Source organism: Pigmentiphaga humi, assembly GCF_900606115.1.
In the GTDB taxonomy this organism is placed as follows: Bacteria; Pseudomonadota; Gammaproteobacteria; order Burkholderiales; family Burkholderiaceae_B; genus Pigmentiphaga; species Pigmentiphaga humi.
On sequence record NZ_UWPJ01000029.1, the window covers coordinates 16,008 to 30,798 of the forward strand.

14 protein-coding genes are annotated in these 14,791 nt (G+C 67.7%); 3 read left to right on the forward strand and 11 right to left on the reverse strand.

The genetic code is table 11. From position 1 onward, the window contains the following. Window positions 1-15: 15 nt before the first annotated feature. Both ada and PIGHUM_RS18815 read right to left on the reverse strand, forming a co-directional pair. Window positions 16-1,098 (reverse strand): bifunctional DNA-binding transcriptional regulator/O6-methylguanine-DNA methyltransferase Ada, encoded by a 1,083-nt coding sequence (gene ada, locus PIGHUM_RS18810; protein ID WP_124081254.1) that lies wholly within the window; start codon window positions 1,096-1,098, stop codon window positions 16-18. A 107-nt stretch (window positions 1,099-1,205) separates the two neighbouring features. Continuing rightward, window positions 1,206-1,577, reverse strand: a complete 372-nt coding sequence (locus PIGHUM_RS18815; protein ID WP_124081255.1) for a VanZ family protein — start codon at window positions 1,575-1,577, stop codon at window positions 1,206-1,208. Window positions 1,578-1,815: 238 nt separating this feature from the next. On the opposite strand from PIGHUM_RS18815, the gene PIGHUM_RS18820 reads away from it, so the two are divergent. Then, window positions 1,816-3,039, forward strand: a complete 1,224-nt coding sequence (locus PIGHUM_RS18820) for an IscS subfamily cysteine desulfurase (protein ID WP_281279087.1) — start codon at window positions 1,816-1,818, stop codon at window positions 3,037-3,039. 173 nt (window positions 3,040-3,212) lie between these two features. Here the strand turns inward: PIGHUM_RS18820 and trmB are convergent, their stop codons facing one another. The 6 genes from trmB to PIGHUM_RS18850 form a co-directional block, all read right to left on the reverse strand. Further along, window positions 3,213-4,001 (reverse strand): tRNA (guanosine(46)-N7)-methyltransferase TrmB, encoded by a 789-nt coding sequence (trmB, locus tag PIGHUM_RS18825; RefSeq protein WP_425466741.1) that lies wholly within the window; start codon window positions 3,999-4,001, stop codon window positions 3,213-3,215. Between the two features lie 4 nt (window positions 4,002-4,005). Beyond that, complete coding sequence (gene thiS / locus PIGHUM_RS18830; protein ID WP_124081257.1) at window positions 4,006-4,206, reverse strand: sulfur carrier protein ThiS; 201 nt, start codon at window positions 4,204-4,206, stop codon at window positions 4,006-4,008. A gap of 132 nt (window positions 4,207-4,338) precedes the next feature. Continuing rightward, window positions 4,339-5,310, reverse strand: coding sequence for a glutathione S-transferase family protein (locus tag PIGHUM_RS18835; RefSeq protein WP_124081258.1), 972 nt, complete (start codon window positions 5,308-5,310; stop codon window positions 4,339-4,341). A gap of 21 nt (window positions 5,311-5,331) precedes the next feature. Then, complete coding sequence (locus PIGHUM_RS18840) at window positions 5,332-6,321, reverse strand: Bug family tripartite tricarboxylate transporter substrate binding protein (protein WP_124081259.1); 990 nt, start codon at window positions 6,319-6,321, stop codon at window positions 5,332-5,334. Next, a complete protein-coding gene (locus PIGHUM_RS18845) occupies window positions 6,314-7,369 on the reverse strand; it encodes an amidohydrolase family protein (RefSeq protein WP_246013335.1) in 1,056 nt (351 codons plus the stop codon). Before PIGHUM_RS18845 ends, PIGHUM_RS18840 begins: the two co-directional genes overlap by 8 nt. Before the next feature lie 149 nt (window positions 7,370-7,518). Beyond that, complete coding sequence (locus PIGHUM_RS18850; RefSeq protein WP_160142352.1) at window positions 7,519-8,073, reverse strand: MarR family winged helix-turn-helix transcriptional regulator; 555 nt, start codon at window positions 8,071-8,073, stop codon at window positions 7,519-7,521. Between the two features lie 234 nt (window positions 8,074-8,307). On the opposite strand from PIGHUM_RS18850, the gene PIGHUM_RS18855 reads away from it, so the two are divergent. Continuing rightward, window positions 8,308-9,330, forward strand: a complete 1,023-nt coding sequence (locus PIGHUM_RS18855) for an ABC transporter substrate-binding protein (protein WP_124081261.1) — start codon at window positions 8,308-8,310, stop codon at window positions 9,328-9,330. Between the two features lie 90 nt (window positions 9,331-9,420). Then, window positions 9,421-11,178, forward strand: coding sequence for a Na/Pi cotransporter family protein (locus PIGHUM_RS18860; RefSeq protein WP_124081262.1), 1,758 nt, complete (start codon window positions 9,421-9,423; stop codon window positions 11,176-11,178). Here the strand turns inward: PIGHUM_RS18860 and PIGHUM_RS18865 are convergent. The 3 genes from PIGHUM_RS18865 to PIGHUM_RS18875 form a co-directional block, all read right to left on the reverse strand. Beyond that, complete coding sequence (locus PIGHUM_RS18865) at window positions 11,151-11,900, reverse strand: CoA-transferase (protein ID WP_124081263.1); 750 nt, start codon at window positions 11,898-11,900, stop codon at window positions 11,151-11,153. The two genes, PIGHUM_RS18860 and PIGHUM_RS18865, sit on opposite strands and share 28 nt — an antisense overlap. Then, window positions 11,901-12,752, reverse strand: coding sequence for a CoA transferase subunit A (locus tag PIGHUM_RS18870; protein ID WP_124081264.1), 852 nt, complete (start codon window positions 12,750-12,752; stop codon window positions 11,901-11,903). Between the two features lie 61 nt (window positions 12,753-12,813). Next, window positions 12,814-14,790, reverse strand: a complete 1,977-nt coding sequence (locus PIGHUM_RS18875) for an acetoacetate--CoA ligase (RefSeq protein ID WP_124081265.1) — start codon at window positions 14,788-14,790, stop codon at window positions 12,814-12,816. Window position 14,791 lies beyond the last annotated feature (1 nt).

The following is a 14,791-nucleotide window of genomic DNA, read 5'->3' on the forward strand; positions in this document are numbered from 1 at the left end:
TTTTTCCGGGTCTTCTCAACGATCGGCGGCTGTGGCGGCCAGCTCCCGCGCCAGCAGCCGCTGCTTGCGGTCCACACCCCAGCGGTATCCCGACAGCGCGCCGTCGCTGCGGATCACCCGATGGCAGGGGATGGCGACCGCCAGCAGGTTGGCCGCGCAGGCGCCGGCCACCGCGCGCACGGCCTTGGGCAGGCCGATGCGGGCGGCGATGTCGGCGTAGGTGGCGGTGGTGCCTGGCGGGATCTCTCGCAGCGCCTGCCAGACGCGTTCCTGGAAAGCGGTCCCGCGCACGTCCAGCGGCAGGTCCAGGCCGATGGCGGGCGTCTCGACCAGGCCGACCACCTGCGCCACGATTGCTTCGAAATCCGGGTCGCCCCCGACCAGGTCCGCCTGGGGAAATTGGTCCTGCAGCTGGCGCAGCAAGGTCTCGGGGTCGTCGCCCAGCAGGATGGCGCACAGGCCCCGCTCGCTTTGCGCGACCAGGATGGCACCCAGCGAGCATTGGCCCAGCGCGAAGCGTATGCGGGCGTTGGCGCCGCCGGCGCGGTAGTCCGCGGGACGCATGCCGAGCATCCGGTCGGCATGCGCGTAGAAGCGGCTGCTGGCGTTGAAGCCCGCCTCGTAGATGGCCGCTGTGACCGGCGCGCCGTCGCGCAGGCGGCTGCGCAGCGCGTGCGCCCGGTGGGCGGCGGCATAGGCGCGCGGCGTGAGCCCCGTCGCGGCCTTGAAGATGCGATGGAAATGGTAGGCGCTCAGGCCGGCCCGGTGAGCCAATTCGTCGAGCGCCGGTACCGTGGCTGCCGTTTCGATGAGCCGGCAGCAATCGGCCACCAGTTCGGCGTGGCGGGCGGCGACGGCGCCGCGGGAAGCCGTGCGCCGGCTGGGACGGTAGCCCGCCGCCTCGGCCGCGGCCGGCGTATCGAAAAACTCGACGTTCTCCGGCCGGGGCAGCCGGGTCGGGCTGCTGGGATGGCAGTAGACGCCGGTGGTGCGCACGGCATAGACGAAACGGCCGTCGGCGGCCGGGTCGCGCGCCATGACGGCCGTCCAGCGGGGATCGTCGGCGGCATGGCGGGCGCGGGGTTTGGTAGAGGGCATGATCATCATCGTCCGGGACAACGGCAGGTAGCGGTCAGGCCTATGCTAGGCGCGGCCGCCCGGCGGCGCATCCCGGAGCTTGCGGCCAAATTCCGCCGCTGCCGCGCCTACCTGGGCTGCGACCGGCCGGCGGGCCAGGCGGTGGCGAGGATCAGGGTAATGCCCCAGCCCAGCAGGATGCCCACCGCGTCGGCGGCGATGTCGGTCCAGTCGGCCGAGCGGTAGCGCGTGAACGATTGCAGGATCTCGATCAGCGCGCCATAGCCCAGCAGCCCCAGCAGATAGGGCCACGCGCGGCCCGGATAGGCAAAGCGCACCAGCACGGTCAGAACCGAGAAGGCGAGCAGGTGATTGGTCTTGTCCCAGCCGGTGGTGGGCAGGGGAACGGAGGTGGACGCCAGCGATAGCGCCAGGGTGCCCAGCAGCGCGGCCCAGAACAGCAGTTTCCAGCCGTCGGAGGCGGTCAGTCGAAGTTTCATGGGATTCCGTGTCCGGCTGGCGGCGCGTGGCCGACGTGAAGGATCGAGCCGTGATTATCCAGGCTTTGTCTTCCGGCAGCATCAGCCGTCCAAAGTTCCCCGGAGTGCTTCTCCACCCATCCTCCACCCAGTACGCGGGCTCGCATTTTTCAATGCTGCCAGCCGGGGTATTAACTAATGATGCGGCGCAAAAGGCTACTATGGCGCCATGTGTAAAAGCAAGTTCCAGGAGTGAAACATGCCTCAAACCCCGATGCGCCTGCCGGTCTACATGGACTATAGCGCCACGACGCCGGTGGACCCCCGCGTGGTAGACGCCATGGTGCCCTACCTGTACGAAAAATTCGGCAATCCCGCTTCGCGCAGCCACGCCTACGGCTGGGAAACCGAGGAAGCGGTCGAGACCGCGCGTGGCCACGTCGCTGCGCTGCTGAACGCCGATCCGCGCGAAATCGTCTGGACGTCCGGCGCCACCGAAGGCAACAACCTGGCGATCAAGGGCGCGGCCCATTTCTACGCCGAGCGCGGCAAGCACATCATTACCGCCAAGACCGAGCACAAGGCCGTGCTGGACACCTTCCGCGAGCTGGAAAGGCAGGGTTTCGAAGCGACCTACCTCGACGTCGACGAAGACGGCCTGGTGCCGCTGGAGCGTCTGGCCGCCGCGATCCGCCCGGATACCATCCTGGTTTCGGTGATGCTGGTCAACAACGAGATCGGCGTGATCCAGGACGTCGAAGCCATCGGCAAGCTCTGCCGCGAGCGCGGCGTGCTGTTCCACTGTGATGCCGTGCAAGGGGCGGGCAAGATCCCCATCGACGTGCAGGCTTTCCCGGTCGATCTCTTGACCGTGACGGCGCACAAGCTGTACGGCCCCAAGGGCATAGGCGCGCTGTACGTGCGGCGCAAGCCGCGCGTGCGGATCGAGGCGCAGATGCACGGCGGCGGCCACGAGCGCGGCATGCGCTCCGGTACGCTGCCCACGCACCAGATCGTCGGCATGGGCGAGGCCTTCCGCCTGGCCAAGCTGGAAATGCCGCTCGAATCGGCGCGCGTGGGCAAGCTGCGCGACCGTCTGCTGGCCGGCCTGTCCGAGATCCCCGAGGTCTACGTGAACGGCAGCCTCGAGCATCGCGTGCCGCACAACCTGAACATGAGCTTCAACTTCGTCGAGGGCGAGTCGCTGATCATGGCGATCAAGGACGTGGCCGTCTCGTCGGGTTCGGCCTGCACCTCGGCCTCGCTGGAACCGTCGTTCGTGCTGCGCGCCCTGGGCCGCAGCGACGAACTCGCGCACAGCTCCATCCGCTTCACGCTGGGCCGCTTCACGACCGAAGAAGAAGTGGACTTCGTGGTCGAGCTGATCAAGAGCAAGGTCGGCAAGCTGCGCGAACTGAGCCCGCTGTGGGAGATGTACCAGGACGGCGTCGACCTGAACTCGATCCAGTGGGCTGAGCATTAGGTCCCCCCCTACGCGCTTGCGCGCGCCCCCCAGGGGGCGAGGCGGGTGGACCGGCGGAGCCGGATCCACCGCCTCCTGGGTCTTAACCCAACGCGCTTCGTAGGAGCGCTGCGGACCGGTCGGGTCCTCAGCGCTGGATCTGCCTCGACGTGCTTCGCGGGTAGTTTTTCGGCTCAGATTTCCGCGCGGGGGTGGAAGCTGCAGGCGGGACGGCGTTCGAAGATGAGGTCCCAGACGCCGTGGCCGAGGCGCAGGCCGCGGGTTTCGAATTTGGTCTGGGGCCGCCAGGCGGGCCGTTCGGCGTAGCCTTCGCAGGTGTTGGCCAGTTGGGGCTCGCCGCCCAGCACTTCCAGCATTTGCTCGGCGTAGTGCTGCCAGTCGGTGGCGCAGTGCAGGTAGCCGCCCGGGGCGATGCGGCTGGCGAGCAGCGCGATGAACGGCGGCTGGATCAGGCGGCGCTTGTGGTGGCGCTTCTTGGGCCAGGGGTCTGGGAAGTAGATGTGCACGCCGGCCAGCGACCCGGGCGGGATCATGTCGCGCATGACCTCGACGGCGTCGTGCTGGACGATGCGCAGGTTGTTCAGGCCCGAGGTCTCGATACGGCGCAGCATGGCGCCGACGCCGGCATTGAAAACCTCCACGCCCAGGAAATTGCGCCCGGGATGGGCCAGCGCGATCTTCTCGGTGGTTTCGCCCATGCCGAAGCCGATCTCCAGCACCGTCGGCGCTTCGCGGCCGAAGACCTGCGCGAACGAGACATGCCGGTCGGTATACGGGAGGGTCCAGGCACCGCTCAGGGTTTCGAGCGCTTCTTTCTGGCCCAGCGTGATGTGGCCGCGACGGTGCACGAAGCTGCGGATGTGCGCCATGCCGCGCGCCGGCGCGGACGGCTCTGCCGCGGCGACGGCGGCCGGCGGCTCCATGGGCTGGCCGGGCAGGGCGGCGGAAATGTTCATGTTCATAGTTCTAGCCTCCACCCACGGCGACGACGATCTCGATGCGGTCGCCGTCGTCGATCCGGGTGTCTTGATGCGCGCTGCGCGGCACGATCTCGCCGTTGCGCTCGATGGCCACGCGTTTGCCCGCATAGCCCAGCGTCTGGATCAGATCGGCCACCGAGGACGGCGCCTCGAGGGTGCGCGTTTCCCCATTCAATACGATATTCATGCCGCGATTTTAGTCTGTCCGGGGCAGGGGTGCTGAATGGGGGCTCCGCATCCGCCGGCAAGGGCGGATCGAGCGCGTCCGGACGCCTGTCCGCCGCAGGCCGGCGGCATCCGGAATGGACGGCAGGCCGGCCTAGTAGAGCGCTCCCGGCCAGTCGAGAACTGCCGAACGAATGGCCGCCTCGGCCTCGCACCGGCGGACGAACTCCGCCACGCGCGGCCGCGCGCCGCCGCGCCAGAACGCATCCGCGCCGAGGTTCTGCATGCGCAGCAGTTCGATGCCCCAGAAGAGATCCGCCATCGAGGGCCGGTCTCCGAAAAGCCACGCCGCCAGGCTCGTCGCCAGTCTGCGCTCGAGCCGTTCGCAGGCCGCTTCGGCCCGGCCGTAGGCGGCCTGCATCGAGGCCGGCGCGAACAGCCTCTCCGCCGCGTCGAGCTCTTTGGCGCGCTTGGCCCGGTAGGCTCGCTGCAGATCTGCGTCATGGACACATTCCGCGAGATAGCGATCGCAGCGTTCCACCTTGCTCATCGCGAAGGCGACGCCCGTTCCGGCATTCGGCGATGACGCCTGACGTCCTGTTCCGGGAGCGTTGCCCACGAGCATCTGGTAGTTGGGCAGGCCATCGACCACGTCCAGCTCCTCGTCGACGGCTTGGGCAAGCCCGTCGGGGCGCAGCCGCGCCGCGCCAGGGGCGGCCTGGTCGAGGTAGATGCAAATGCGCTTCGAATCGATGATGACCTGCCCCGTCTGCCAGTCCACCAGCGTGGGCACGACGGCGGGATCGCAGCCCCCGGTGCCCACCGCGGTGCTGCCCGAGTGCGCCGAAACCAGCGGCAGGCCCGCGAGGTCGCATGCCGCCATGCGCAGGCGTACGTACTCCGGCAGATAGGTTTCTCCCGCGCCGATATGCATCGCGTTCGACAGGTACGGCATGTCGTGCTGCGCCAGCACTACCCGCACCTTCTGCGAGCAGATCGAGTTGGCGGCGTGAAAAAGTTCGAATCGGGCCGAGCCGTCGCCCTGGAGCGACCCGATCGGTTCAGGGGGGCGTCCGAGTTGACGGCGGGCGCCGCGGACCATGGCTTCCAGGTCGCGTATGGGCATGGCTTGCTCCGGATCCAGTGGTCAGTCGGCCGTGATGCCGGCTTTGGCGATGACGCCGCTCCAGCGCGCCATATCCTGATCGACCTGTTTGGCCAGTTCGGCCGGCGTACCGGGGGCCACCCGCATCCCCTGCTTGGCCAGGGTTTCCTGCACTTCCTTCTGGGCCAGGGCGTGGCGCATGGTGGCGTTCAGCTTGTCGATGACGGCCGATGGCGTCTGCGCCGGCGCGAACAGTCCGAACCAGTTGGGATGCGACATTTCGGGATAGCCCATTTCCTGGAAGGTGGGCATGTCGGGCGCCGCGGCCAGACGCTGGTAATCGGCCACTCCCAGCAGCCGCAGCCGGCCCGTCGTGACGTGGTTCATGGCCACCTGCACGGACATCACCCCTATCTGCACCTGTCCGCCGATCAAGTCCGTCAAGGCCCCGGCCATGCCCTTGTAGGGAACGTGCTGCATGTCGGTTCCCGTGGACTGCTTGAAGAGTTCCATCAGCACGTGCTGCGGCGTGCCGCTGCCCGGCGATGCATAGGAAAGCTGGCCGGGCCACTGCTTGGCCAGGGCCACGAGTTCGGCCACGGACTTGGCCGGCACTTCCGGATTCGCGACCAGGACGAGCGTGCCTTGCGCGGCTCGGCCGACCGGCGCCAGGTCTTTCTCGGGAGAGAAGGGCAGTTTGCGATAGAGGCTGGGCGTAATCGTGATGGTGTCGGCCGACATCAGGAGCGTGTGGCCGTCCGGCGCCGCCCGCGCGACCGCGGTGGTGCCGATCGTCCCGCTTGCTCCGGCGCGGTTTTCGACGACGACCGGCTGGCCGAGCTCGCGCGACATGATCGGACCGATCGCTCGGGCCAGGATGTCGGCGCCGCTGCCGGGCGTGTAGGGCACGATCATGGTGATCGCCCGTGTCGGATACGGCGCGGCCGAAGCCTGGGCCTGGGCGGACAAGGGAAGAACGGCTGCGCACGCAAGCACCGTGGCGCCGAGCGCGATAAAGATCGGTTTACGCATGGTTCGTCTCCTGGAGGGCTGCCGCTTGGCCGAGCTTGAGCAGGCGCGCGGTATTGCCGTAGAAAATTTTCTGTTGCGTGGCCGGCGGCAGGTCGAGCTGGTTGATGGCGGCGATGCCGTCGCGGATGAAACCTATGCCGCCTTCGGGATCGAAGGGGCAATCACTGGCGAACACGACCTGGTCTTCGCCGAAGAATTCCAGGCCGCAGCGAATGGCGGCCGGCGAACTTCCGATAGCCGTGTCGCCATAGAACATGCGGAAGTACTCGACCGGGCGGCGGCCCAGCATCTCCTTGACGTGGCTGAGGTCTTCGTCCGCGGAGCGCGTGCCCAGCTGGTCCCAAAGAGAGCCGATGCGGCCTTCGAAGAACGGAATCATCGCCCCCAGATGGTGGGTGATGATCTTGAGCGTGGGCAGACGCTTGAGCACGCCCGAGAAGACCAGCCGCGCCATGGCGACGCTGGTTTCGTAGGGCCAGCCGAGCACCTGCCAGATTTCGTACTTCGATTTCGCCTCGCCCGGGTAGTCGGCGGGGCGGCTGCCGCGATAGGGGTGCAGCCAGACCGGCACGTCCAGTTCGACGGCTTTCTCGAACAAGGGGAAGAAGCGGGGATCGTCGAGCGGCACGCCTTGCACGTTGGTGTCGATCTGCACGCCGGCGGCGCCGCACTGGCGCACGGCGCGGTCGAACTCTTCCACTGCCGCGGGCAGGTTGTTCAACGGCAGGCTGGCCACGAAGGCCGGAAAACGATCCCGATGCTGCGCCACGACAGCCGCCAGCCCGTCGTTGCCCAGGCGGGCCAGCGCGGGAGATTCGTCGGGGCCGCAGACGCTGTCCGCCGACGGCTGGGACAGGGTCAGCACTTGGGCGTACCGAGGCCAGCGCTCCATCATGGCCAGGCGGCGCTCGAGGTCGGACAGCATGGGAATGGCCGTCAGCCGCTTGGCGAGGTCGCGGTTGGTGGAGCGGCGGATGACCTGCTCCATGTACTCGGGTGGCAGAAAATGGGTGAATGCGTCCAGGATCGGACCATCGTAAGTCGCCACGGGTGTCTCCTTCTTTTCAGCCGGCGCCGACAGATCGGCAGCCGTGCTGCGTCGCGTTTAAAAGGTAGTTTAAGCTACCTTTTAAACGCGACGCACATAGAGGAAACCCGCGGGATTTTCGTGTATCCGTGCCGCGTTCGGCGCGCCGTCTATTTCTTCGCCGCGGGGGCCTCGCGGCGGTTGCGGGCGCGGTGCGCCACTTTGAGCTTGCGGCCGGAGGAGGGCGCGGCGGTGGATGCATCCAGCACGTTGATGTAGAGGGCTTGCAAGGTCCGGCGCAGGACCTTCACGTCGTCCGGAGGAATGTCGCGCAGCCAGGTCGCCTCCAGGGCCCGCGCCTGCGGCATGAACAGCCGCACCATCGCGCGGCCGGCCTCGGTAATGGACACGCAGGTCGAGCGTTTGTCGGCCGGGCTCGCCAATCGGGCAACCAGGCCTCTCTGCTCGGCGTGGACGACGATGCGCGACAGGTAGGACAGTTCGGTGCCGACGTGCGATGCCAATTCACTGAGCGTCTGCTGGTCGCGATCGGTGAGTACAGTGAGCACGCGCCATTCCGGCAGGCTGATGGATTCGTTGCGCAGGATTTCGATGAAGGCTGTCGACACGATGTCAGCCGTGCGGTTGAGCAGATAGCCGAGTGAACGGTCCGACCCGTAACGCTCGCGCCGCCCGGGGGAAGGAGGAGTGCTGCTGGAAGCCATGGAAGATACGGTTTGTCGTGGTGAAAGCGACAGTCTAAGACCCGATGGCCTGTTTCGCTCGGACACCATGGTGCGAAGCGGCTCTCCCCACGAGCCTGGCCTGCGGTTCGGGCGCATTTGCGGGAAAGAATTCGCCAAGCGTTGACTCTTATAATTCCGGTTCGGGCTGACCAGGTTCCGTCCGGGTTCTTGGTTGCGGCGACGGTAGGGTTCCTAGCCAACTACGCTTATTTCATGAAACGCCGCGATTTCCTATACAGCACCGCTACCGCCGCGCTCTCGACCCTGCCCGGGTTCCTGCCGGTGGTCCACGCACAAAGCCCGGCCGCCCGGGGCGCCCTGACCTTTCTGACGCCTGCGGCGCTGTCGCTGGCTTACGCCCCTGTCATGTATGGCGCGGTTGCCGGCCTGTTCGCCAAGGAAGGGCTGGACATGCGGATCGACGCGGGGCGCGGCGGCGCGCAGATCCTGCAGCTGGCGGCCGCCAGGCAGGTGGACATGGCGAGGACGGGGGGCATCAACTACCTGATGGCGCGCGTGGATGGCCAGGCGCCCGTGATCGCCTTCGGCACCGTCGCCCAGCGTTCGCCGTTCGCGGTCATCTCGCCCAGGGATGCTCCGCTGCTCACGCCCGAGGCCCTGGCGGGCAAGACCATAGGCCTGCAATCGGCCGGCGGTTCCATGGAGGCCGCGCTGGACCTGATGCTGCTGCGCGCCCGCATCGACGGCAAGGCCTTGCGCCGCGCGCGCGTGGTCGATTCGCCGGCCTCGATAAGCATGATCGAATCGCGGCGAGTGGACGGTTTCCTGGCCAATACCAGCACGGCCGCCAACCTGGTTGCGCAAGGCCACCCCGTCGCCGTCATGAAGATTGACGATGGCGTTCCCGGCCAGGTTTTCGTGGCCGAGGAGTCGATGCTGGCGGCCAACCGCGCCGGCTACGTCGCCTTCATGCACGCCATCTACCTCTCGACCCAGGCGCTCATCGCCATGGACGACGCGGGCTTGCGCAAGGCGATCGAACTGATGCGCGCCAGGTTCGACGTTCCGGGCGCCCGCCTCATGCCCGTTGCGCTGGCCGACCTGCGCGCCAACCGGGAGCTGTGGCTGACCTCAGACCCCAGGCACGTGCTGCGCAATGACGAGAAGCGCTGGGCCGATGCCGAGCAATTGCTGCGCCAGGCGGGGCTGCTGAAGAGCCCGAGCACCCGGGCGCCGTACACCAACGACATCTGGGACGCCGCCAATCCGGCCTGAGCCCGCGTCCGGCCCGTTATCATCCGCCCGGGGTTGTGGCGGAAGACGCGGCAGCCGGGAACAGCAAGCTCATTGACCGCGGAAACATCCATGTTCGCAAGCACTTCCCCCTGGGTCCTGGCGTCTACCCTGACCGGCGGCATCGGCCTGTTCCTGCTGGGCGTCAGCCTGCTCACCGACGGGCTGAAACTGGCTGCCGGCCGCGCGCTGGAGCGCATCCTCGCCGCGTGGACCCGCACTCCGCTGCACGGGCTGGCCACCGGCGTGCTGCTGACGGCGCTGCTGCAGTCGTCCACCGCCATGACGGTGGCCGCCATCGGCTTCGTCAACGCCGGGCTGCTGGGTTTCGGCCCGGCGCTGTGGGTGGTGTTCGGATCCAACCTGGGCTCGTCGTTCACCGGCTGGCTGGTCGCATGGCTGGGCTTCGGCCTGAAGATCGATGCGTTCGCGCTGCCCTTCATCGGACTGGGCATGGCGCTCAGGCTGACCGGCGCAGGCTCCCTGCGCGGCGCCATCGGCACGACGATGACGGGCTTCGGCGCGATGTTCCTCGGCATAGACCTGCTCAAGGAAGGCTTCGCGGGACTCGGGCCGGAAGCGCTGCCCGTGCTGGGCGGCGGCCTGGCCGGCACGGCGGCGGCGGTCGGCCTGGGGCTGGCATTGACGATCCTGCTGCAGGCCTCGTCGGCCACGCTGACGCTCGTGCTTGCGGCGGTGGGGGGCGGCATGATGCCGCTCGAAACCGGGGCCGCCGTGGTGATAGGCGCCAACGTCGGCACCACGCTGACCGGCATACTCGCGGCGGTCGGCGCGACTTCCAACGCCAAGCGGCTGGCCGGCGCACACGTGCTTTTCAACGTGGTCACGGCGGCCGTGGCGGTGGCGCTGCTGCATCCGCTGCTGGGCATCGTGGACGTGTTCGCGCGATGGCTGCTGGACACGAGCGACGGCATCACCGAACTGGTCGTATTCCACACGGCGTTCAACGCGCTCGGCGTCTTGCTGATGTGGCCGCTGTCCCGTCCGCTCTCGCGCTTCCTGCTGGCGCGCTTCCGTTCCGCCGAGGACGACGCCGACCAGGCGCGCTACCTGGACCGCAACGTGGCGGCCGTGCCCGAACTGGCCGTGCAGGCGCTGCGCAGGGAAACCGCCCGGCTCGGGCACCTGGCCCTGGGGCTTGCCGCCGACGCCGTGCGCCTGGCGCCGGGCAGCGGCGCCTGGTCTCCTGCGCCGCCGCAATCGCAGCTGGTTTTGTCGCGCCAATTGCAGACGGTCGAGAGGCTGCAGCGCCAGATCGGCAACTTCGTCGTTACGGTAAACCGCAAGGCCATGCCCGCAGGGGCGGCGGCCCAGCTTCCGCCATTGCTGCGCGCCGTCGTCTACTACGACACGCTTGCGCGCGCCATGCATCACGTCGGAATGGAAGTGCTGCACTTGTCGCGCGAAGGGGCTGACGCGCCGCGCAGCCTGCCATGGATCGGCCGGGGCGCGGCCGAGAGCGGACAGCATCCGGGCCGGCCGGCCATGTTCGCCGAGATCGCTTCCGTGGCGGCGAGCGCGCTGGCGGCTTTCTCCAGCGCCGATCCGGAAGCCGAATCCGTCCCTACGCTGATGGACGAAGCCCGCGACCGCTTCGAGGGCGATTACCAGGCATCCAAGGCTCGGCTGCTACAGGCCGGAGCCTCGGGCGAATACGAGCTGGAAAGCGTTTCCAACTGGCTGGTGCTGCTCAGCGAGCTGCACCGGGCGGTGGACCAGAGCTGCAAGGCGGCGGAGGCGCTGGCGCAACTGCCGTCCGTCCTCCCGGAGCGGGTCGGCCATCAGACGCCTGGCGCGGATTCCGCATAGCCGTTCGCGCTGCCCAGCAGGGAATCGGCGAACTGCGGATACAGCTCGCGGATCCGTGGCACGACGTGCTGCCGGATGACATCCAGCATGTCGGCTTCCGGCGGTGCGGTGACGGGCACATGAGATGGATGATCGAACTCGAAGCCGGTATTCGCCAGGATCTCGTCGATGCCGACGCCCGGGTGCGCGCTCTCGAGTGTGAAGCGTGCCGCGGCCGGGTCGAACGAAAAGCATGCCTTGCCGGTGAGCAACGTGGTCGGCCCGCCCGTCCGGTAGACATTGGGTGGGCTGGTTCCCGGGGCGGACACGAAATCGACCGCGCGCACCAGAGTGCGTGGACTGTGTTCTTCCTTGAACAGAATGATGTTGGGAATCAGCATGTACAGCAGCGGCGCGCCATGGGAACCCGGCCATCGGACGTCGAAGCGGGGATAGGTCCCGATCCCGACCATGTTGATGTTGGCCTGTCCATCGATCTGCCCCGGACTCAGGAAGAAGGCATCGAGCCGTCCGGTGGCCGCGCAGTCGAACAGATCGCCGAAGCTGGCGAAGCTGCTGTGCCGCTTGGTGCCCAGAATGCTCACCCGCATGTCGTCCGTGGCCAGGGCTTGCGCGGCTAGGGCCGCGGCGGCTTGCAGCGGGGAGTTGGCGCCGACCGCCACATGCTTTCTGTCTTTCAGCATGCGGGCGATCGCGCAGACGAAGAATGCGATGCGTTCCATTTATCTATCGGCTCCAGGTTCGCCGTGGACATGGCGGGCAAGATATTGCGCGAAGCCTTCCTGGGTCCGGGACGCCTGGGCGTACTCGCGCAGATGTCCGGCGTCTTCGGCGTAGTCGGCTCCCATGTGCAGCGGCCAGGCGCCGTTCGGCCGATGGCTCAGGGCGGTGACGTACATGGCGGAAAGCGTGCCCGGCGCCATCAGTTCGTCCTGGGAAAGATCGCCGTCGTACACCCGCTCGAACGTGATCAATGTCTTGCGCGACGCGTGCGCCAGCGTCGCCAGTTCGCGGCGCCGGCCTATCCACGCATTGCCGTGGCGATCGGCGAGCGGAACGTGGAAGAGCGAGACGTCGGGGCGGATCGCGGCGACGGCGACGATCGGGTCGTCGTGCGCGAAGGGATTGGCGATGGTGGCCCATTCGCCGGCGGCAGCGCGGTGGCGGAGGATGTCGCTGCCGAGGATGCCCCGCACCGGCATGAACGGCAGCCCCTTCGCGGCGGCGATCAGGCCCGCGTGGATCGCCGGGCACGTGCTCTCCTTCACGGTGATCGCGCCGCTGCGCTGTGCCTCCACGAACCGGTTGGCGCGCCCATGCTCGTAGAGAAGCACGGAGCCCGCCTGGACCGTCGCGACGCAGCCCGCGCCGATCAGCATGTCGGCCTGGATCGAGCCGGCGGGCACCAGGACGAGCTCGAGCCGCCGGACTTTCTTGCGCACCAGCGCCCGGGCCGCCGCCATCGAAACGCCGCTGAAGTCGGAATCGAATCCGCTCGGCAGCGCGAGGATGTCGCCGTCCGTTACGTGGGATATCAGTTCATCCAACTCCGTGAATGTGCCGCTTCCGATCATGTCCACCCTTCCTGTGCAACCTCGTGTGTGTTTTGCGTGCGCCCTTGCCGCTCCGGCAGGTTCACGCAGACTGCCGGGACGGCGCGCTTGCCGGGAAGAACGCAAGCGCCTCCGGGTTCACGAGCGTCGCGCGGTTGCGCGCCTCTTTGCCGTGGACCGCGTCCCAGACTGCCGCCTCGGATACCTTGCCGGTGGCCGTGCGGGGGATGTCCGGCACCTGGACGATATCGTCCGGAACGTGCCTGGGCGACGCGTTCTGCCGGATGAGCGCGCGAATGTTCTGCGCCGTCGCATCGTCCAGCGAAAGGCCCGGGTGCAATTGGACGAACAGCAGGATGCGCGCCTCGTCGCCATCCTGCCGGGCGATCACGACGCTGTCCTGCACCTCGGGCACGCGGGCCACCTGGCGGTAGAGCTCCGCGGTTCCGATCCGTACGCCTTTTACGTTCAGCGTCGCGTCGGAGCGTCCATAGATGATCACGCCTCCGCGAGGCGTGATCTCGGCCCAGTCGCCGTGCCGCCAGACATTCGGATAGCGGTCGAAATAGGTGGCGCGATACCGTTCGCCGTCGGGATCGTTCCAGAAGCCGAGCGGCAAGGAAGGAAACGACGAGGTGCACACCAGTTCGCCCTGCCGGCCGACGACGGAGCGGCCGGATTCGTCGAATACTTCGACGCTCATGCCCAGCGCCCGCGCCTGTATTTCTCCGGCCCAGATCGCGCCGGTCGGGTCGCCGGTAGCCAGCGAGCCGAAGGTGTCGGTGCCGCCGACCGGCGAAGCCAGGTGGACGTCGCTCTTGACGCTGTCGTAGACGTAGCGGCATATCTCCGAAGCGAGCGGAGCGCTGCCCGCCGTGATGTAGCGCAGCGAGGAAAGATCGTGGGTGCGGATGGGCGCCAGGCCGGCATCGCGGACGGCCTTGAGATAGGCCGGCGTCAGGCGCGCGAAGCTTGCCCGCTCGGCCTCCATCATGTCGAAGAGGGCGCCCCGGTCCGGGTGGAACGGACTGCCGTCGTAGAGCAGAAGCGCGGCGCCGCATCCCAGGCCGAAGAGCATGAGGTTCCATACCACCCAGCCGGTGGTGGTCCACCACAGCAGCCGATCGTCGGATTTCACGTCGAACTGCAGGCTGTGGTTTTTCAACGCGGTCAGCAGGGCTCCGCCGGCGCCGTGCACGATGCACTTCGGCACGCCGGTGGTGCCCGACGAAAAGAGAATGAACAAGGGCTGCGAGAAAGGAAAGCGGGTGAATGCGATGTCGCGCGCCGGGAACCCGCCGATGAAATCGTCCCAGGCCACGGTTCCCGGCGCACTCGTACCCGATGCCTGCCGCAGATAGGGAGCGACCACGATAGTTTCGATGCTGGGAATCGCCGCAGCGATTTCGGCGGCTTTGCCCAGCGAGTCGAAGGGCTTGCCGTTGTACCAATAGCCATCCGCGACGAACAGTATCTTCGGCCCGATCTGCCCCAGCCGATCGATCACGGCGGGGGCGCCGAGCTCCGGCGCGCACGAGGACCAGACCGCGCCCAGCGCCGCCGTGGCGAGCGCGGCGATGATCGCGTGCGGCAGGTTGGGTATGAATCCGGCTATCCGGTCGCCCGGCCGGATCCCGGCGGCCTCGAGCGCCTGGGCCATGCGCGAGACGGCATCGTAGAGCTCCGCGAAGCTGAGCCGCTGCCGCGTGCCGTTTTCTCCCCGGAATACCAGGGCGTCGCCCGCATCGCGCCGCTTCAGCAGATTCTCCGCGACGTTCAGCCGCGCCTGCGGAAACCACTCCGCGCCGGGCATCCGGTCGCGGTTGCGCACGACCTCGCCGCCGCGGGTCTCGGCCACGATGCCGCAGAAATCCCAGACCGAGCACCAGAACTTTTCGGGCTCGGCGATGGAGAATTGATAGAGCGACGCGTAGTCGGCAACCGGAGCGCCCCAGGCGCTGCGCACGCTTGCCATGAACGGCTGAAGATTGGCGCTCTCGACCCGGGATGCCGCCGGCACCCACAGCGGAGCCCGGGAAGAGGATTCGTCATTGTGCATC